This is a genomic window from Crenothrix polyspora (genome assembly GCF_900163755.1).
Classification (GTDB): Bacteria; Pseudomonadota; Gammaproteobacteria; order Methylococcales; family Methylomonadaceae; genus Crenothrix; species Crenothrix polyspora.
In genome coordinates, this window is the sequence record NZ_FUKI01000167.1 from 1 (window position 1) to 17,808 (window position 17,808).

General features: G+C 44.3%; 19 protein-coding genes. 4 read left to right on the top strand and 15 right to left on the bottom strand.

Features of this window, described 5'->3' with window-relative positions:
• Positions 1 to 421 precede the first annotated feature (421 nt).
• Positions 422 to 646 (top strand): YgaP family membrane protein, encoded by a 225-nt coding sequence (locus tag CRENPOLYSF2_RS16985; RefSeq protein ID WP_087145143.1) that lies wholly within the window; start codon positions 422 to 424, stop codon positions 644 to 646.
• Positions 647 to 673: 27 nt separating this feature from the next.
• Here CRENPOLYSF2_RS16985 and CRENPOLYSF2_RS16990 read toward each other — a convergent pair whose 3' ends face one another.
• Positions 674 to 1,111, bottom strand: a complete 438-nt coding sequence (locus CRENPOLYSF2_RS16990; RefSeq protein ID WP_087145144.1) for an FxsA family protein — start codon at positions 1,109 to 1,111, stop codon at positions 674 to 676.
• Positions 1,112 to 1,213: 102 nt separating this feature from the next.
• Here CRENPOLYSF2_RS16990 and cutA point away from each other — a divergent pair, with 102 nt between their 5' ends.
• Genes cutA through CRENPOLYSF2_RS17005 form a run of 3 tightly spaced genes read left to right on the top strand, consistent with a single transcriptional unit; the run spans position 1,214 to position 3,911 of the window.
• Entirely contained in the window at positions 1,214 to 1,540 is a 327-nt protein-coding gene (gene cutA, locus CRENPOLYSF2_RS16995) for a divalent-cation tolerance protein CutA (protein ID WP_087145145.1), read from the top strand.
• Positions 1,522 to 3,396: a protein-disulfide reductase DsbD gene (dsbD, locus tag CRENPOLYSF2_RS17000; RefSeq protein ID WP_087145146.1), complete on the top strand. Its 1,875-nt coding sequence runs from the start codon at positions 1,522 to 1,524 to the stop codon at positions 3,394 to 3,396. The genes cutA and dsbD overlap by 19 nt, the downstream gene beginning before the upstream one ends.
• On the top strand, positions 3,393 to 3,911 hold the full coding sequence (locus tag CRENPOLYSF2_RS17005; RefSeq protein ID WP_087145147.1) for a TlpA family protein disulfide reductase: 519 nt from the start codon (positions 3,393 to 3,395) through the stop codon (positions 3,909 to 3,911). Before dsbD ends, CRENPOLYSF2_RS17005 begins: the two co-directional genes overlap by 4 nt.
• An 83-nt stretch (positions 3,912 to 3,994) precedes the next feature.
• Here CRENPOLYSF2_RS17005 and rlmA read toward each other — a convergent pair whose 3' ends face one another.
• From rlmA to CRENPOLYSF2_RS17075, 14 genes are all read right to left on the bottom strand, one after another.
• The gene (gene rlmA / locus CRENPOLYSF2_RS17010) at positions 3,995 to 4,822 is read right to left on the bottom strand and encodes a 23S rRNA (guanine(745)-N(1))-methyltransferase (RefSeq protein WP_087145148.1); all 828 of its coding nucleotides are present in this window, start codon (positions 4,820 to 4,822) and stop codon (positions 3,995 to 3,997) included.
• 9 nt (positions 4,823 to 4,831) lie between these two features.
• Positions 4,832 to 5,326, bottom strand: a complete 495-nt coding sequence (gene tpx / locus CRENPOLYSF2_RS17015) for a thiol peroxidase (RefSeq protein ID WP_087145149.1) — start codon at positions 5,324 to 5,326, stop codon at positions 4,832 to 4,834.
• A gap of 30 nt (positions 5,327 to 5,356) precedes the next feature.
• The gene (gene der / locus CRENPOLYSF2_RS17020; protein ID WP_087145150.1) at positions 5,357 to 6,751 is read right to left on the bottom strand and encodes a ribosome biogenesis GTPase Der; all 1,395 of its coding nucleotides are present in this window, start codon (positions 6,749 to 6,751) and stop codon (positions 5,357 to 5,359) included.
• A gap of 6 nt (positions 6,752 to 6,757) precedes the next feature.
• The gene (gene bamB, locus CRENPOLYSF2_RS17025; RefSeq protein ID WP_087145151.1) at positions 6,758 to 7,975 is read right to left on the bottom strand and encodes an outer membrane protein assembly factor BamB; all 1,218 of its coding nucleotides are present in this window, start codon (positions 7,973 to 7,975) and stop codon (positions 6,758 to 6,760) included.
• Positions 7,975 to 8,625, bottom strand: a complete 651-nt coding sequence (locus tag CRENPOLYSF2_RS17030; protein WP_087145152.1) for a YfgM family protein — start codon at positions 8,623 to 8,625, stop codon at positions 7,975 to 7,977. The genes bamB and CRENPOLYSF2_RS17030 overlap by 1 nt, the downstream gene beginning before the upstream one ends.
• A 39-nt stretch (positions 8,626 to 8,664) precedes the next feature.
• Complete coding sequence (gene hisS, locus CRENPOLYSF2_RS17035) at positions 8,665 to 9,951, bottom strand: histidine--tRNA ligase (RefSeq protein ID WP_087145153.1); 1,287 nt, start codon at positions 9,949 to 9,951, stop codon at positions 8,665 to 8,667.
• 15 nt (positions 9,952 to 9,966) lie between these two features.
• Complete coding sequence (gene pilW / locus CRENPOLYSF2_RS17040) at positions 9,967 to 10,722, bottom strand: type IV pilus biogenesis/stability protein PilW (protein ID WP_087145154.1); 756 nt, start codon at positions 10,720 to 10,722, stop codon at positions 9,967 to 9,969.
• Positions 10,712 to 11,872 (bottom strand): dual-specificity RNA methyltransferase RlmN, encoded by a 1,161-nt coding sequence (gene rlmN, locus CRENPOLYSF2_RS17045; protein ID WP_087145155.1) that lies wholly within the window; start codon positions 11,870 to 11,872, stop codon positions 10,712 to 10,714. Before rlmN ends, pilW begins: the two co-directional genes overlap by 11 nt.
• Positions 11,799 to 12,230 (bottom strand): nucleoside-diphosphate kinase, encoded by a 432-nt coding sequence (gene ndk / locus CRENPOLYSF2_RS17050; RefSeq protein WP_087145156.1) that lies wholly within the window; start codon positions 12,228 to 12,230, stop codon positions 11,799 to 11,801. The genes rlmN and ndk overlap by 74 nt, the downstream gene beginning before the upstream one ends.
• Positions 12,231 to 12,294: 64 nt before the next feature.
• Positions 12,295 to 13,221 (bottom strand): protein translocase subunit SecF, encoded by a 927-nt coding sequence (secF, locus tag CRENPOLYSF2_RS17055; protein ID WP_087145157.1) that lies wholly within the window; start codon positions 13,219 to 13,221, stop codon positions 12,295 to 12,297.
• A gap of 45 nt (positions 13,222 to 13,266) precedes the next feature.
• Positions 13,267 to 15,114 (bottom strand): protein translocase subunit SecD, encoded by a 1,848-nt coding sequence (gene secD, locus CRENPOLYSF2_RS17060; protein WP_087145161.1) that lies wholly within the window; start codon positions 15,112 to 15,114, stop codon positions 13,267 to 13,269.
• 77 nt (positions 15,115 to 15,191) lie between these two features.
• Positions 15,192 to 15,551 carry a preprotein translocase subunit YajC gene (yajC, locus tag CRENPOLYSF2_RS17065; protein WP_087145158.1) on the bottom strand — a complete coding sequence of 120 codons (360 nt, stop codon included), beginning with the start codon at positions 15,549 to 15,551 and terminating at the stop codon, positions 15,192 to 15,194.
• Between the two features lie 43 nt (positions 15,552 to 15,594).
• Positions 15,595 to 16,710: a tRNA guanosine(34) transglycosylase Tgt gene (tgt, locus tag CRENPOLYSF2_RS17070; RefSeq protein WP_087145159.1), complete on the bottom strand. Its 1,116-nt coding sequence runs from the start codon at positions 16,708 to 16,710 to the stop codon at positions 15,595 to 15,597.
• 163 nt (positions 16,711 to 16,873) lie between these two features.
• Complete coding sequence (locus tag CRENPOLYSF2_RS17075) at positions 16,874 to 17,677, bottom strand: DNA-binding protein (RefSeq protein ID WP_087145160.1); 804 nt, start codon at positions 17,675 to 17,677, stop codon at positions 16,874 to 16,876.
• Positions 17,678 to 17,808: the final 131 nt, after the last annotated feature.

A 17,808-nucleotide genomic window follows, 5' to 3' on the forward strand; every position in this document is an offset into this window, starting at 1 on the left:
CACGAAATAACTTGAGCAAGTTCATGCTTCGACAGGCTCAGCACGAACGGTGGTGGCGTTTAAGTTGTTCAAGTTATTTCATGCACGTTCCTTAGGACAGTTACAGACACCGTTCGTGCTGAGCTTGTCGAAGCATGAACGGCACACTTCGACAAGCCCAGTGCGAACGGTTACGCTGTAACTATTGAACTGTGAAAACGCGGTAAATAAAGATGCCGTGTGTTTTTATACACGCTGTAAACGCAGCTTGCACTGCGTGTTTGTGACAGGACGGTAGGGCAATAATACGCTTTATAAAAACAGCTTATGCGTCTTTAATACTTGCACTTTTAGCCGTGTGTGTATATTGTTGACGGCTCTGTCAGCAAAGACTGAGTTAATGTGTATTACCTAATAATAACAACCTTAAGAGGAATATAAGATGAGTTTTGACTTTAAACGCATGATGAAGTTTGAAAATAATGTTGGCGAAAAAGAAAAAAAATACCGTCTTTATGGCGGCGCAGCGTTACTATTGATTTCCGTATTTACCGCTGAAATTGCCTTGCTGTTAGTTGGCTTAGGCTTAGTTGCAACCGGTTATTCTGGATGGTGTCCGGTTTATTCAGGGCTCAACAAAAATACTAACGATGTCGTTGGCAGCTAATAGCCACCTTTCTACATGCGGTAAGCTTTAATCTTCTTTACGAAATTCACCTTCTAATGCATCCTTTTCAGCTGGTTTGCTCTGCTGAAAGGGGTGTATTGTCTGAATCAATTTATGCTCAATGACATACTTGACTAACTGGCCACGTAGCTGCGGAATTAAACACACAAACCCGACTATATCAGTAATAAAACCGGGGGTTAACAATAACGCGCCACCCAATAAAATCAACACACCTTCTATCAGTTCATACGCTGGTAACGTGCCTTGTGCCAAGCTGGCCTGAAAGCGTTGCAAGGTTGCAAAGCCTTGTTGTTTTAACAGCCACGAACCCAAAGCAGCAGTAAAAACCACTAAAAAAATAGTAGGAAATGCGCCGATCACCCCGCCCACTTGCAATAAAAAATAAATTTCTGCAAACGGTATAATCAACACAATAAGAAAAATAATCTGACCTGTTTTCATGATGATGCACCTAACATTTAGTAAAAATGCTGTAAATATAAGGGTAATTACATTTAATTTCTAGGATAATATTTACGGTTTAACTTTTTACTGGCCTGAACAATGCCACAATCAAGTCTTATTATTTTTTGCACCTGTCCTGATCGTAACACAGCAGAAGCGCTTGCACGCTTACTGGTCAGCAATCAATTGGCCGCCTGTGTTAACATTGTCGCTAATCTTATCTCCATTTACAGTTGGCAAGGGCAGATTGAAAGCGCCGAGGAATGTTTGCTGCTAATTAAAGCACACCAAGATAATTACCCTGCCATTGAAACAGCATTGCGTAAGCACCATCCTTACGCGCTACCTGAAATTATTGCCGTCGCCATACAGCAAGGTTTACCTGATTATTTACACTGGATTAACACATGCACCCCTGCAAAATAATTTTTTTCTGTGTCTTAGCACTGGTTAATTACCCAACATGGGCGCTAGAAAGCACTGCGGTCGCTACGCAAGCCAATCCACTTAGCCAGTTACTTAAAGGCATTCCTGGTTTACAATCTGGCAGCAGTCAAGATGCGTTATTACCCCCAGATCAGGCATTTCAATTTTCAGCGCGTGTTAAAGATACGCGCACCGTGCATGTTAGCTGGCAACTGGCCAAAGGCTATTACCTGTATCGAGAAAAAATACAGTTAACAGTGGAAGCCAATCCGCATACCAGTTTGGGAACGTATACCATGCCGCATGGTAAGAGCAAGCATGATGAAGCCTTCGGTAATGTAGAAATTTTTTATAACAGCTTGGCGTTTGATGTACCCTTGGTGCGTACCCGTAAATCTGCACACACACTGACGTTACAGGCCAAATACCAAGGCTGTGCTGATCGTGGCGTGTGCTATCCACCCATGATTAAGAAAATTGAGTTAACCGTGCCAGTCGCTGAGCAAATGCAAGCCGATGCCAGCCCTGAAAAATTTGCAGTTACACCTGAGTTGTCTGAGCAAGACAAAATAGTACAATCGCTACACCAAGACAGCTTGTGGGCAACGTTGCTGAGCTTTTTTGGCTTTGGCTTTTTGTTATCGCTTACGCCGTGTATTTTTCCAATGATTCCGATTCTATCAGGATTAATTGTTGGTCGGGGCAAGGATATTCCTGCGTCACGCGGCTTTTTAATGTCACTGTGTTATGTACTGGCTTCAGCGGCGACTTACACGGTGTTTGGTATTTTAGCCGCTGTGTTTGGTAGTAATTTACAAAGTACGTTTCAACAACCGTGGATTATCCTTACTTTTAGCGCGATATTTGTGGTCTTATCGTTGTCTATGTTCGATTTTTTCCATTTAGAAGTGCCTAAATCCCTGCAAGCCAAGCTGCACAATACCAGTGAAAAACACCGCGATGGTTCGCTATGGGGCGCGGCTATTATGGGGGCTTTTTCATCGCTGATTGTAGGGCCTTGCGTGGCAGCACCTTTGGCAGGTGCATTGATTTATATAGGCCAAACCGGCAATGTTATCTTGGGGGGGGGCGCATTATTTGTGATGGGTTTAGGCATGGGGATTCCCTTGTTAATTCTGGGAGCCTCTGCGGGCAAACTTTTGCCTAAAGCCGGTGATTGGCTTCACACCACCAAAGCGGTGTTTGGTGTGATTATGCTGGGTGTTGCGGTCTGGATGTTAACCCGTATCTTACCGCCGGAAATACCTATGTTACTGTGGGCGGCATTACTTATTGTGCCGTCAGTTTATCTGAGTGCAACCGATTCGTTACCGGAAATTTGCTCAGGTTGGCGCAAGCTTTGGAAAGGCGTAGGCTTGATCATGCTGGTTTACGGTGTGTTACTGTTGCTTGGATTTGCTCTGGGTAATAGTAATCCCTTAAAGCCTTTGCAAGGTGTGGGCTTAAACGGCGCGCACGACAAACAACAAGGCATTGTTTTTGATAAAGTAACGTCTGTTGCTGCATTAGAGCAACGTTTGCAACTGGCCAGCGCTAATCATCAAAAAGTCATGTTGGATTTTTATGCTGACTGGTGTATTTCTTGCAAAGAAATGGAAGCGGACACCTTTACCGATCTGCGCGTTAAAAGCGCACTGAAAGATTTCGTGTTGTTACAGGCGGATGTAACGCAAAATACCGACGATGATAAAGCTTTATTAGCCAAATTTAATCTGGTTGGCCCACCGGGCGTACTGTTCTTTGGTATGGATCAACACGAACAAACTGCCCTGCGAGTCATTGGCTATCAGAAAGCCGAACTTTTTCTTAAAACTTTACAACGTGTTAGCTCATGAAAAAAACTTTACTTATTATTGCTATTGGCTTGTTTATGTTGGCGGCAGGTTTTGGCGTACAAAAAGCCATGTCGGTGTTACATAAATCTAAATATATTCCAGTAGCAGAATTCAGTTTGCCAGATAATACCGGCAAACAACACGCTATTTCTGAATGGAAAGATAAGTTACGAGTGATTAATTTCTGGGCGACTTGGTGTCCACCGTGTCGTGAAGAATTGCCTATTTTTGTTGAAGCACAAAAGACTTATGCCGCTAAAAACGTGCAAGTCTTAGGGATTGCAATTGATGATGCAGAACCGGTTGCAGCGTTTCTTAGCAAGCTGCCGGTTAATTATCCTATGTTGGTGGCGGGGCAGGGCGGTATTGAATTGGCTTTTAATTTAGGTAATTTTGCCAGTGCAATCCCTTATACCATTATTGTCGATAAAGACAATAATGTGGTTTTTCAGCATTCTGGCGAAATTACCAAGCTACAGTTGCAGGCCGCTATTGATAAGTTATTGGCTGAATAAGGCAGTTGTGCTGTCTGCTATTTTATGGCGCAACATTTAAAATGCCTTGGAAATGTTGGGCTGAGAAAAGCGTTCAACCCAACCTACATTTTTTGCGACAGTGATATACAAAAATCAACTTCAATAGCGAGTTCTTCTGGTGCTTGCAGGGCTTGCTGAGCGTTTAGATTGGCTCGCCATGCAAAGGGAGTCATCTGTAACAATGCCCGCCTTTGTGCAGGATTAGGATTAATGTGATACTGGAGGCGTTCAGTGCTTAAGTGAACAAAACCTTCAGCAAGCACAGGTTCAAGGGCGTGCTCCCGTACATCGGCATAAATAAATTCTTTTAATTGCCATAAATGCCGAGGCCCTGGAGTAACGGTTAATAGATACCCCAACGGTTTTAATATGCGATTGAGTTCTTGTGCATTTGACGGTGCAAATACCCGTAATACCAGATCAAAATACTGGTCGCTATACGGCAATCGATTAGCACTGGCTACCACAAAACGGGCAGTAGTTTGTTTTTTGGCAGCAGCGGCAATGGCAAATTTAGCAATATCGACACCATGCAATACAAGCGGAATTTGTTCGCCAATTAACCCAGCAATCGTGCGACTGTAATAGCCTTCGCCGCAACCCAAATCTAAACAATGTAGCGTGTGAGTATTCGGTAAATTAGACGTAATGGTCTTTGCCACGGCTTGCGCCATTTTGGCATAATGGCCCGCTTCTAAAAATTCACGCCGAGCAAGCATCATCTGCTTGTTATCGCCAGGCTCTAAAGAAGCTTTATGTTGTACGGGCAGTAGATTGAGGTAGCCTTCTTTGGCAATATCAAAATGGTGTTGCTGCTGGCAGCTATAGTATTTACCTGTAGGCTGTAACACCAGGGCAGTTGTGCAAATAGGGCATTGGTAACCAGTCATTCATTCAATTTAAAGCGCAGCCAATGCACTTTCATAATCAGGTTCATCAGCCAGTTCAGCAACCAATTGCGTGTAAATTACGGTATCGTTCTCGTCAATAATGACGATAGCCCGCGCGGTAAGACCGGCCAGAATCGTATCGGTCAGCGTTACGCCGTAATCATTGGCAAAAGTCGAACGGAAAGTTGATAAGGCGGTAACATCGGTTAAACCTTCGACTTCACAAAAACGGCATTGGGCAAAGGGCAGGTCGGCAGAAACAATCAATACCACGGTATTATCCAAACTAGCGGCTTTCTCATTAAATTTACGTGTCGATGCGGCACAAGTCGGTGTATCTAAACTCGGTACAATATTCAGGACTTTCTTTTTGCCTGGATAACTTGCCAGGGTAATGTCTTCAAGCTTGCTGTTGACCAGCTTGAAATCAGGCGCTTTGCTGCCTACTGTCGGTAATTCGCCAGAAGTATGCAGTGGATTGCCTTGAAATGTAATGTTTGCCATGAGAGTTCCTGTTGTTAATTAGGTACGGAGTTATTCTTTGTTTTTAATACGGCGAGCAATAATCACTTTTCTTTTGGTTTCCCAATCGGTCATTTTCTCTTTTTGGCCATCAAACGGATTGGCGGTGGATTTAAATTCCACCCGTATTGGCGTGCCAGATAAATGTAATTTAGTACGGAAATAATTGGTTAAATAGCGTTTGTAAGATTGTGGCAAGGCATCGGTTTGCGTACCATGCACAATTACCACTGGTGGGTTTCTGCCACCTTGGTGCGCATATTTAAGCTTGATACGGCGCATGTGTACCATCGGCGGTTGGTGTTCCGTGGTGGCTTCTTTGAGGATGCGTGTCAACACGGGTGTGGACATATCCACCATTGCCGACTCATACAGTGTGTGGACGACTTCAAATAATTTCCCCACGCCACTGCCATGCAAGGCTGAAATCGGGTGTTTTTCGGCAAATTCTAAAAACGCCAGTTTAATTTCAATATGGCGCTTAACCGTGTCTTTTTGTGATTGCGTTAAGCCATCCCATTTATTCAGGCCGATAATCAGGGCACGGCCAGCTTCCAGCACCAAGCCCAACAAATGTGCGTCTTGATCGGTAATGCCTTCGTTGGCATCCACCAAATAAATTACCACATTGGCTTTTTCAATGGCTTGCAATGATTTGATCACACTGAATTTCTCAATCACTTCAGAGACTTTAGCACGTCGGCGCATACCGGCGGTATCGATCAACGTGTAGGTTTTGCCGTTGCGCTCAAACGGGATGTAAATACTGTCGCGGGTAGTGCCTGGTTCATCATAGACAATAACCCTATCTTCACCCAATAAGCGATTGATTAAGGTAGATTTACCCACGTTAGGCCGCCCGACTACGGCGATGGCAATGTCTTTTTTACTGTCATGTTCAACAATAGGAATTTCTGGCGGTAGCAGGGCGTTAACCCGTTCCAGTAATTCAGGCACACCGCGACCGTGCGAAGCGGCAACTAATACGGGTTCGCCTAGTGACAAGGCATAAAAATCAAATGCGGCAATACTGGCATCAATACCATCGACTTTATTAGTGACCAGGATAACCGGTTTGGCCAGTTTCCTGACCATAGCGGCGATGGCGCGATCTGAGGCGCTTAAGCCTTCACGGGCATCGACCATAAACACAATGACATCAGCTTCTTCAAGGGCAATTTGTACTTGTTCTCTGGCGATGCTTTCTATGCCTTGGGCATCGTCGGCAATACCGCCAGTATCCACCACCAGACACGGGCGATTGCCGTGTTTGATACGCCCGTATTGGCGGTCACGGGTGAGGCCTGGAAAATCAGCCACCAGGGCTTCACGGGTACGGGTTAAGTAGTTGAATAATGTTGATTTACCCACATTGGGTCTGCCCACAAGGGCGATTACAGGTAACATAAGTTTTTAAGGTAGATTTGCTTTTAATGCGGCAAGAGTGCCGTCTTTTGCGTAGACATAAACAACATTGTCTACGACGAGGGGTTTGCTATCAATGGCTGCGCTAGTAATATGGCTGCGACCTAGTTGTCTGCCATCACTGTTGCTAAGCCAATGAACATAGCCGTCATAATCACCGACTACCACATAACTGCCGTACACGGCAGGTGCGGTGAGTTGTCGTTGATGCAATTCTTTTTGTTTCCATAACGAGCGCCCCGATTGCTGATCAATCTGCAATAAATCGCCTTCGGAATCTGATAAATACAGGTATTGAGAATCTTTGCTAAGGCCGGTATGCGAGGATATTTCTGGATTGCGCCAGGTCACCTCACCATTGGCTTGGCTGATTGCGCTGATGCCGCCTTGGTAGCTGGCGACATAAACGATCCCGCCTTCTTCCACCGGATCAACATCTAAATCAACCAATCTTTCCACTTCGGAACGACCGCTGGGCATGGCGACACTGGTTTCCCAAACGTATTTGCCATCTTCCAAACGTAAGGCGATTAATTTACCACTGTCGTAACCACAAATAACTTTATTCTCAACAATAATCGGCGCACTCACGCCGCGCACGCTGAGGGCAGGGATGTTCTGTTCGTAATGCCAGCGTTTTTTGCCGGTTTTTTCGTCAAAGGCCACAATGGCACCGTCAATGGTTCTGACCACGACAATGCCATTCGCAATCACGGGGACGGATAACACCTCGCTGGTCACGGTGGATTTCCACAGTGTTGCGCCGGTTTCAATATTTAAGGCGATAACTTCAGCATCACTGGAACCTAAAATAGCGGTGCCCGCACCTATGCCGGGGCCACCGGAAAAATGCACGTCTTTTTCGTTGCTATCTTGTGCTTCGGCTTCCCAAATCAGTTTGCCGGTTGCCAAATCGCGGGCTTGTACCAAACCGTTTTTATCAGCGGCCAAAATTTTGCCAAAGCCAATCGCAGGTACCAGTTTTAACGATTGGTTATCTGCGCCAACACCAATGCTTTCGTCCCATAAGGTGTCAATTTTGACTTCTTCGGTATAGTCGGTCAGTTGAGTCGGCGGTTCAGAGTTATCCGCACCACCATGAAAGTAATCGCCGATACCGCCAAAAAAATCTTTGACAGGGGTTTCACTATCGCTAGCGCAGGCAGTTAAATGCAAACAGATCAGTATAAAGCTAAGACGGCGCATTATTTTTTAGGTGCTGTAGGGCTTTCGGCGCTCGCCAAATCATCAATCTTGTACTGCAATAACGGTGATTGATGACCATTGCGTAAAGCACTTTCATAGGCGGTACGTGCTTCGTCGACACGACCCAGCGCGACGTATAAATCGCCAGTTAATTCATCGTAATTACCCGAAAAACTGGAGGCTGCTTGAGGATCGATACTGTTGATTAATTGCAAGCCTTGTTCGTATTCTTTGGTGGCTAACATTAAGCGCACTAATCTGAGTTTGGCAATATTGGCCAATTCTTTATTAGGATTGCTAGCAATGCCTTGTAAAATGGTTTTAGCACCGGCTAAATCGCCCGCTTGGGCTTTTAGTTTGGCTTGTATTAAGCCACTAAAACCGACATATTCTGTGCTACCAAATTGGGTTTTAATTTGGGTTGCCAGTTTGTCTACTGAATCTTTTTTATTGGCTTCGGCATCTTTTTGCAATTGTTCGAACAACGCAGACGCTTGATTAATTTTTTGTTTTTTGTGATCTTGCCAATAATTCCAACCTAAAATCAAAGCAATGCCCAAGCCTAAACCAATTACAACAGATTGGCCGTTTTCTTTCCACCAGCGTTTAAGGGCTTCAACCTGTGCTTCTTCTGTATCGTATATTTCCACGGTGTTTTCTCGGTGTCTTACTAATGGATAGGAACGCTGTTAGATAGCGCTGCCTGACAGTTTATCTTGCAAGAATTCAATGGCCGCTGCTTGGGACAAGTTCTGCTGCGGCTGGTCATCGCGTAAAGACTTAATACCCACTTCACCACGGCTCACTTCGTCATCGCCCAAAATGATTGCATAGCTAGCGCCACTTTTATCGGCTTTTTTAAATTGGCTTTTAAAACTACCACCGCCGCAATTGACTTGCAATTTTAACTGTGGCATCTGGTTTCTGAGTGTTTCGGCAAAGCGTAAGCCTTCTTGCTCTGCAACCGCACCGGTGCGTACCATATAAACATCTATATTATTGACAGTGCGCGTATCGGCCACTGTTTCTAGCAAAGCCAATAAACGTTCCATGCCCATTGCAAAGCCAATGCCATAACCGGTTTTACCGCCCAATTGTTCAATCAAGGTATCGTAACGGCCACCGGCACACACTGTACCTTGTGAACCTAATTCTGTCGTCACCCATTCAAATACGGTTTTGCTGTAATAATCAAGGCCACGCACCAAGCGGGTGTTAATGGTGTAATCTATGCCTAGATCGTTTAATGTTGCGGTTATCGCATCAAAATGCCCAAGGCTGTCTGCGCCTAAAAACGCCATTAATTCTGGTGCATTGGCTACCAATGCGTGCATCGCTGGATTTTTAGTGTCCAAGATGCGTAACGGATTGGTTTTTAAGCGTCGCAAGCTGTCTTCATCCAATTGTTCCAGATGCTGCTCAAAATAGTCGACCAAGCTTTGACGGTACACTAAGCGCTCGTCAATTGTACCTAATGAATTTAATTGCAAGCTGACTTTATTGCGAATGCCTAAGCGTTTCCATAATCTGTCCATGATCAAAATCAGCTCGGCATCAATATCAGGCCCTGCCATGCCGTAGGCTTCTACGCCCAGTTGAATGAACTGGCGATAACGGCCTTTTTGCGGGCGCTCATGGCGATACATTGGGCCGTAATACCACAAGCGGTGGGTTTGATTATGTAACAGACCGTGTTCCAAACAGGCTCTTAAACACCCTGCTGTACCTTCGGGGCGCAAAGTCAACGAGTCGCCATTACGGTCGTCAAAGGTGTACATTTCCTTTTCGACGATATCAGTCACTTCACCGATAGAGCGCTTGAACAGTTCGGTTTTTTCGACAATAGGCAGCCGTATTTCGCTATAACCGTAAGCGCCTAGCACTTCTCGAAGTGTCTGTTCAGTGGCTTGCCAGAGTGGGGTTTGATCGGGTAATACGTCGTGCATTCCCCTAACTGCTTGTATATTATTGGCCATATGGGTTGCTAGCGGTTACCACAAGACAGATTTAATCTTATTAGCTTCGTCTGACAGCGGAAATTTTTTAAGTAATAAATGTTGGTATTCGGTCGCTAGGGCAGTATTGCCCAAAGCGCGTTCGGTATGGATTGCTACCCATAAGGTTTCTGCTGTATGCGATGATGACTGTGCCAAATAGCGCTGCAAATAATCGTTAGCGGCATTAAAGTCGTTATGCTGGTAGCTGAGTTTTTGCATTTCTGCCAAGGCAGGGGCGTAGCTATTATTGGCTATTAACGCTTGCTGAAAATATGGCTCAGCTTTTTGCTGTTGTCCCATGTTTATTTGGCACATGCCTGCATTGGTTAATGCCAGCCAGGGTCTATTATTAAGCGGCGATGTAGTAGCTTGTGTTAATAATTTCATGCCTCTTTCAAACTGTTTTTGATCACATAAAAAACGGCCAAAATTATTTTGTATGCCTAAGTCATCGGCATCTAATTTTAGCGCTGTTTCGTAATAGGCGAGTGCTTGCGCTGGTTTTTTCATTTTTTCGTATAAAATCGCCAAGCCATTATTGGCTTGAGGATTATCGCCATCTTTTTCCAGCGCTTTGTGCAAATTATCTCTGGCAACATCAAGTTTATTCATACTCAGATAGCGCATACCGAGTTGTACATACACGTCGGCTGATTCAGCGGCGCTTTGTCCTGAAAATAACGCACACCCAGACAAGGTTAACAACAACGAACACGCGCTAAGTTGTATTGCAAAACGTTTAAATGGCATGTGTGTCTGCCATTTGTTGTAGCTTAAGATGGCGGCGACTTTTATCGGCCACTTGCCCAACTAATTGCCCACAAGCCGCATCTATATCTTCGCCGCGTGTTTTCCTGATTGTGGTAATAATACCGGCATCATTCAAAAATGTTTTAAAACGCAGCATTGTGTCTTTGTTTGAACACACGTAGTTAGAATTGGGAAACGGATTAAACGGAATTAAATTAAGTTTAGCAGGCACGTTTTTAAGGAGCTTGACTAAGCCTTGTGCATCTTTAATTGAATCATTAATGTCTTTTAGCATGACATATTCAAAAGTTACCGTGCGCCGTGGTGCAATTTTGGCGTTATCGCGGCATGCTTCCATCAATTCTTTTAACGGGTATTTTTTATTGATCGGCACCAAAATATCACGCAATTCATCATGGTAAGCATGCAAAGACACCGCCAGACTAACATCACAGACCTCGGTTAAACGATACATGGCTGGTACAACGCCTGAGGTACTGATGGTAACGCGGCGTTTGGACAAACCAAAGGCAAAATCATCCATCATTAAATTCATCGCGGCGACCACGTTATCAAAGTTAAGCAGCGGTTCGCCCATGCCCATCATGACCACATTGGTGATTTTTTTATCAGCGCCCAAACGCTTTTGCGCTACCACTAACTGGCCAATAATCTCCGAGGTGGCAAGATTACGGTTAAAGCCCTGTTGGGCGGTAGAACAAAATGTACAGGCTAACGCGCAACCAATCTGTGAAGACACGCACAAAGTGCCACGATTTTCTTCAGGGATAAACACAGTTTCAATGCGATTACCACAATGGGTTTGCACCACCCATTTACACGTACCATCACTGGCGACTTGCTCGACAACTATTTCAGGTGTCAAAATTGTGCAATGTTCGGTTAAATACGCCCGCAAAGCTTTACTGAAATTGGTCATCAAATCGAAGTCTTCCACTTCTTCCTGATAAATCCATTTCAGTAATTGCGTAGCGCGAAACGGCTTTTCACCTAATGCGACAAAAAAAGCCGCAAGGCCTTTTCTGTCGAAATCGAGCAGATTGATGGTTTTGGTTTTAGCGGGTTCTAGCACAGAGTTCGTCGTTTGAGAAAAAGTAAGCAATTTCGCGTTGGGCGGTTTCCAGCGCATCGGAGCCGTGTACGGCATTCTCATCAATGCTGCTGGCAAAATCTGCGCGAATTGTACCGGCGGCGGCTTCTTTAGGGTTAGTTGCACCCATAATTTCGCGGTGTTTTAACACGGCGTTTTCGCCTTCTAACACTTGCATGATCACAGGGCCTGATACCATGAAAGCCACTAAATCTTTAAAAAAGCCACGTTCACTGTGTTCCGCGTAAAAACCTTCGGCTTGTGCTTGGGTCAGGTGCAGCATTTTTGCTGCAACAATACTTAAACCGTTTTTTTCAAAGCGACTGTAAATATCACCGATCACGTTTTTAGCTACTGCGTCGGGTTTAATGATTGAGAAAGTGCGTTCTATCGCCATGTGTTTTAAAACTCCAGTTTAGTTAGGTTAAGTGGGTAATTATACCCGATTAGTGGCTGCGCGGTTAAGGCATCTGATCCATTTCAGAACCTTCTTTAATAGGTACCATCAAGTCTTCAGGGCAAATGCCCAATATTAATGCCATCGGACTGGCAATAAAAATCGAAGAGTAAGTGCCAAAAACTACACCAAATAACAAGCCGATAGAAAAATTATGAATGACTGCGCCACCCCAAATAAACAGCGCCAATAAAACTAAAAACACGGTCGCTGAAGTCATGATGGTACGGCTTAAGGTATCATTGACCGCGATGTTCATAATGTCTTCGGTTGGGGTGTCGCGCATATCCCTGAAATTTTCCCGTATGCGGTCATACACCACGATGGTGTCGTTCAATGAGTAACCGATCAGAGCCAGAATCGCTGCCAACACGGTTAAATCAAATTCCAGCTGGAAGATTGAAAACACACCCAGGGTGACAATCACGTCGTGGAAGGTCGCAATAACCGCACCTAATGAAAATTTCCACTCAAAGCGCCAGGCAATATAAATCAGGATACCCAGGGTTGAATACAATAGCGCCAGAAAACCGTCTTCGGCGAGATCATCTCCCACCTGTGGGCCTACGAATTCTACACGGCGCACGCTGGCAGGTTCTGCCGTTGTCTTGTTGATGGCTTCTAAGACTTGGCTGCTTAAGTCATTGCTGTTCACGCCTTCGCGTGGTTTTAAGCGGATTAGCACATCTTTCGCTGTACCAAAGTTTTGCACCGTGGCATCGGCAAAACCTATTTCACCCAAGGTCTTGCGTAAGGCCGTCACGTCAGCCGCTTTTTGATAGCCCACTTCAATCAGTGTGCCACCGGTAAAGTCGATACCCATCTCTAAACCACGTATTGCGAGAGACGCAATGGCGATAATCATTAACAGCCCTGAAAATATCAGGGCTATGTTTCGGTTACCTATAAAATTGATTTTTTTTCTAGACATAATTTTTTATCATTGGGTTGTTTAAGGATAGCCAAAGGCAGCTCACTAAATGGACAGTTTTTCAACCTTACGATGTCCATATATCCAGTTAATAACCATCCGTGTTCCCGTGATAGCTGTAAACATGGAGGACAAAATACCAATGATGAGCGTGACGGCAAAGCCTTTGACTGAGCCAGTACCAAAAGCAAATAACACGATGGCAACTACCAGGTTAGTGACGTGGGAGTCAAGAATGGTGGCGAAAGCTTTTTCATAACCGGCAAAAATACTGGTCTGCGGCGAACTTCCATTGCGTATTTCTTCTTTTATTCTTTCAAAAATCAATACGTTAGCGTCAACCGACATACCTACAGTCAAAATGATACCGGCAATACCCGGTAACGTCAGTGTTGCCTGTAGCATGGATAAAATGGATACCACGATAACCACGTTAAACGCCAGTGCCAGATTGGCAATCAGGCCAAACATGCGGTAAAAAACCACCATAAATAACACAACGGCCACAAAACCGATAATAAACGACAAGAAGCCTTTGTTGATATTATCTTGCCCCAAACTTGGCCCTACGGTACGTTCTTCAACTATATCAATAGGAGCTGCTAAAGCGCCCGCACGTAACATGAGCGACAAATTGCGAGCTTCTTGTGGGCTGTCTAAGCCAGTGGTTTGAAAGCGCTTACTGAATACGCCGTTAATAGTGGCCACACTGATAACTTTCTCAACTTTTTCTTTGTGGCGTACTTTTTCACCATTCACTATTTTGGTATCGACTTTGTACTCAATAAACACCACTGCCATCGGTTTGCCGACATTGGCCTGGGTTAATTTACCCATTTTGGTTGCACCAACACCGTTTAAAGTGATGTTCACCGACGGCCTGCCATCTTCATCAGCGCCAGAGGAGGAATCCACAATTTGGTCGCCGGTGACAATAATGCGCCGATTTAACAAGATGGGTGCGCCATTTTTTTCGTAATACAATTTGCTGTTAACCGGTACATGGCCTTGCAAGGCTTGTTGGGCATCGTGTTCGGTATCAACCAAGCGGTATTCCAAGGTGGCTGTCGTACCTAAAATTTCTTTGGCACGGGTAGTATCTTGTACACCAGGCAATTGCACTACAATACGGTTTTCACCTTGTTGCTGAATTACAGGTTCGGCTACACCCAGTTGGTTAACCCGGTTACGTAAGGTAGTCATATTCTGTGCAACAGCAGATTTTTTGATGTCGCGTACTTCCAGCTCAGAAATTTTTAACCACACTTGATCTTGTGCCGCAGGTTCTGTGACATTGAGTGTACGTAATTCTTTACTTAATAATGCCAATAAAGCGGGTTTATCTTCAATGGCTTTTAATTTAATTTTGATGAAATCAGGGTCTTTAACCACTGCCAAGTAACGAATCTTTGCCGTTCTTAACGCGGTGCGAACATCATCGGTATAGCGTTCTTCCGCTTGTTTAACAGCGGCATCCATATCCACTTCCAGCAGAAAATGCACACCACCACGCAAGTCTAACCCCAGGTACATGGCGTCTGCGCCTAAAGCACGTAACCAAGTGGGTGTGGTAGGAGCCAGATTTAATGCCACGGTGTAATCATTACCCAATTGATCTCTCAATATATCAGCGGCTTTTAACTGATCATCGGTATTGTTAAAACGCGCTAAAATCTGTTTGTCTTTGGTTTCAAAGGCTTTAGTGGGCAACGCGGCGGCCTTGATAGCGGCTTCTATACGTGCCGACTGGTCTTTGAGAGTCACCGTGGTCAGGTTAGATGATATTTGTACTGAAGGATCTTCGCTGTACAAATTGGGTAACGCATACACAAGGCTAATAAAAAAAATAGCCAAGATTAATATATTTTTCCAAAGTGGGAAATGGTTTTGCATTTTTTGGGTTCCGACAATTAAACTGCGCTCATCGGTGTCAGGTGACACCTAAACGCAACAAGAAGCGACACTGAGTGTTATCGCTTAGTAAGCTCCACACTACCTTTTTTATTGACCGCTTTATAAGTTCCTTTGGGCATCATGGTTTCAATATTGTGCCGCTGTACCTGAATAAAAATGTTATCAGCAATTTCTAATTTGACAAAGTTATCATCTAGGTCAGCTACTTTTCCTAAAATACCGCCGGTTGTGACTACTTCCGTGCCTTTGGTCATTACAGAAAGCATTTGTTTCTTTTCTTTGGCGCGTTTGGATTGCGGACGTAAAAACAACAAATAAAAGAAAGCCAATATACCCAGTGGAAATATCATGCCTTCCATGCCAGGTTGTGTCGCAGTGGCACCGGCGGCTAAAGCATCAGAAATAAAGAAACTCATGGTTATCCTCAATTATTATTATAATGAAAGTACAAACCGATTATTATGCCACATCTGGTACAGCTTTTCCTCGTTGATCATAAAAGTGCTTTACAAATAGTGCCAGCGTTTGTGTCTCAATCGCATCGCGCAAGCCTTGCATCAACTCTAAATAATAATAAAGGTTGTGGATGGTATTAAGTCGTGAGCCTAACATTTCTTTGCACTTATCCAAATGGCGCAAATAAGCACGCGAGTAATTCCGGCAAGTATAGCAACCACAGCTTTCATCTAAGGGTCTGGTGTCGGCTTCATATTGGCTGTTTCTGATCTTGACCACGCCAAAGTGAGTAAATAAATGACCATTGCGTGCATTACGGGTTGGCATCACACAATCGAACATATCAATGCCGCGCCGAACGCCTTCTACCAAGTCTTCTGGTGTGCCAACTCCCATGAGATAACGGGGTTTATCAATTGGCATTTTGCGATGTATCACGTCCAGTGTTGCCATCATTTCTTCTTTGGGTTCGCCTACCGATAAGCCACCAATGGCATAGCCATCAAAACCTATATCAATTAAGCCTGCTATTGATTCTTTGCGCAAATGCTCGTACATGCCGCCTTGCACGATACCAAACAATGCCGAAGGATTGTCACCATGCGCGGTTTTGCTGCGCTCTGCCCAGCGTAATGACAAGCGCATGGAGTCGGCGGCTTCGTGTACGGTGGCAGGGTAGGGTGTGCATTCATCAAAAATCATTACAATATCCGAACCCAAATCGCGCTGGACTTGCATGGATTCTTCAGGCCCCATAAAAATCTTACTGCCATTAATTGGCGATCTAAAAATAACGCCTTCTTCGGTGATTTTGCGCATTTTTCCGAGGCTAAATACCTGAAAACCACCGGAGTCAGTTAAAATTGGTTTATCCCAGCGCATAAAATCGTGCAAATCACCGTGGGCTTTTATCACAGCGGAACCTGGGCGCAACATAAGATGAAAGGTGTTGCCTAAAATAATTTGTGCGCCTAGGTCATGTAGTTCTTCCGGCGCAAGGGCCTTAACCGTGCCATAAGTGCCAACCGGCATAAAAATGGGGGTTTCTACGATGCCACGGGCAAAAGTAAGCTGGCCGCGACGTGCATGGCCGTCGGTATTTTTTAATTTAAATTCCATGATAGGGTGTTGTGGTTTTTAAGGTTCTGATAATAACGCAAGTGTGTTAATGGTACACACTGTTCGTGATATACGCCAAATATACAATCAGTTATTGATTATGAATTTCACAGCTCAAGCCTGGTATCAGATACGCACCATCCATCTCTAGGAGTAATTCTGCTTAGGACGTTTTCGGGAAGCGCTTGTTTTTTATAATGCCTCTGCGTTTTTTGTCTACCGTTTTTTGCAGTGTTTTTAATTCTTCGGTTACTTTTTTATGATCGCTGCTAAGTGATACGCAGGTTTGCCGTAAGGATTCTTCAGAAAGTGTCAGTGATTGTATGGCTTCGTGTTGGCGCTGATTTTTTTCGCGCCAGTTTTGCTCAATAAAGCTTTTCTCTTCTTGTAATCGCCGTGCAAACCATTGCTGGTCTTGCTCTTGGCGTTCTTGCCATTTGGTTTCTTGCTCTATTAATTGCGCATCTTTGCTGATTAATTGATTTTTTAGTGCCGTGATTTGTTCGACGTTGGTTTTTGCTTCTTGAGTCAGTTGATCATTGGTTGTTGACAGGGTCGTAATTTTATTTAATGCCTGTTCATTCTGTAGCTTAAGTGTTTCAAGTTGTTGTGTGGCTTGGTTTAACGCAGTGAGACGTTGATCTAGTGTGCTTTGCATTTCAGCCAAGGCGATTTTTAAAGCGTTTGCTTTTTCGGCGTAATTTTTTGCCGCTTCAATTGAGGCTAATTTCCAAATCTGCTCAATACTGTCTAGCAAGGTTAGCGGAATATCTGGGCGAGATTGTTTATCCAATTGTTTTTCAGCAAAGTCTTGCGTCCAGGCTTTAATTGCATTGTTGATTGTATTGGGGCTGTTCACGCCGATGCGGGTTCTTATGGCATCAATTGTTGGGAACTTTCCCGTTTCAATCAGTATTTGTTGACAGCAAGCGTAAGCGTTGGCGTAGGTGTCGGTAATTTTAGGCATAAGAATAGCTGTTCAGTGATTGTTGATCTGCTTTTTGCAGGTGGATAGTTAAATCAAGCCAGGTAACGACGTGATCGGCCTAAGTTTTATTGAATTATAATAAATTTATAAGTTTATAACTAATAAAAATT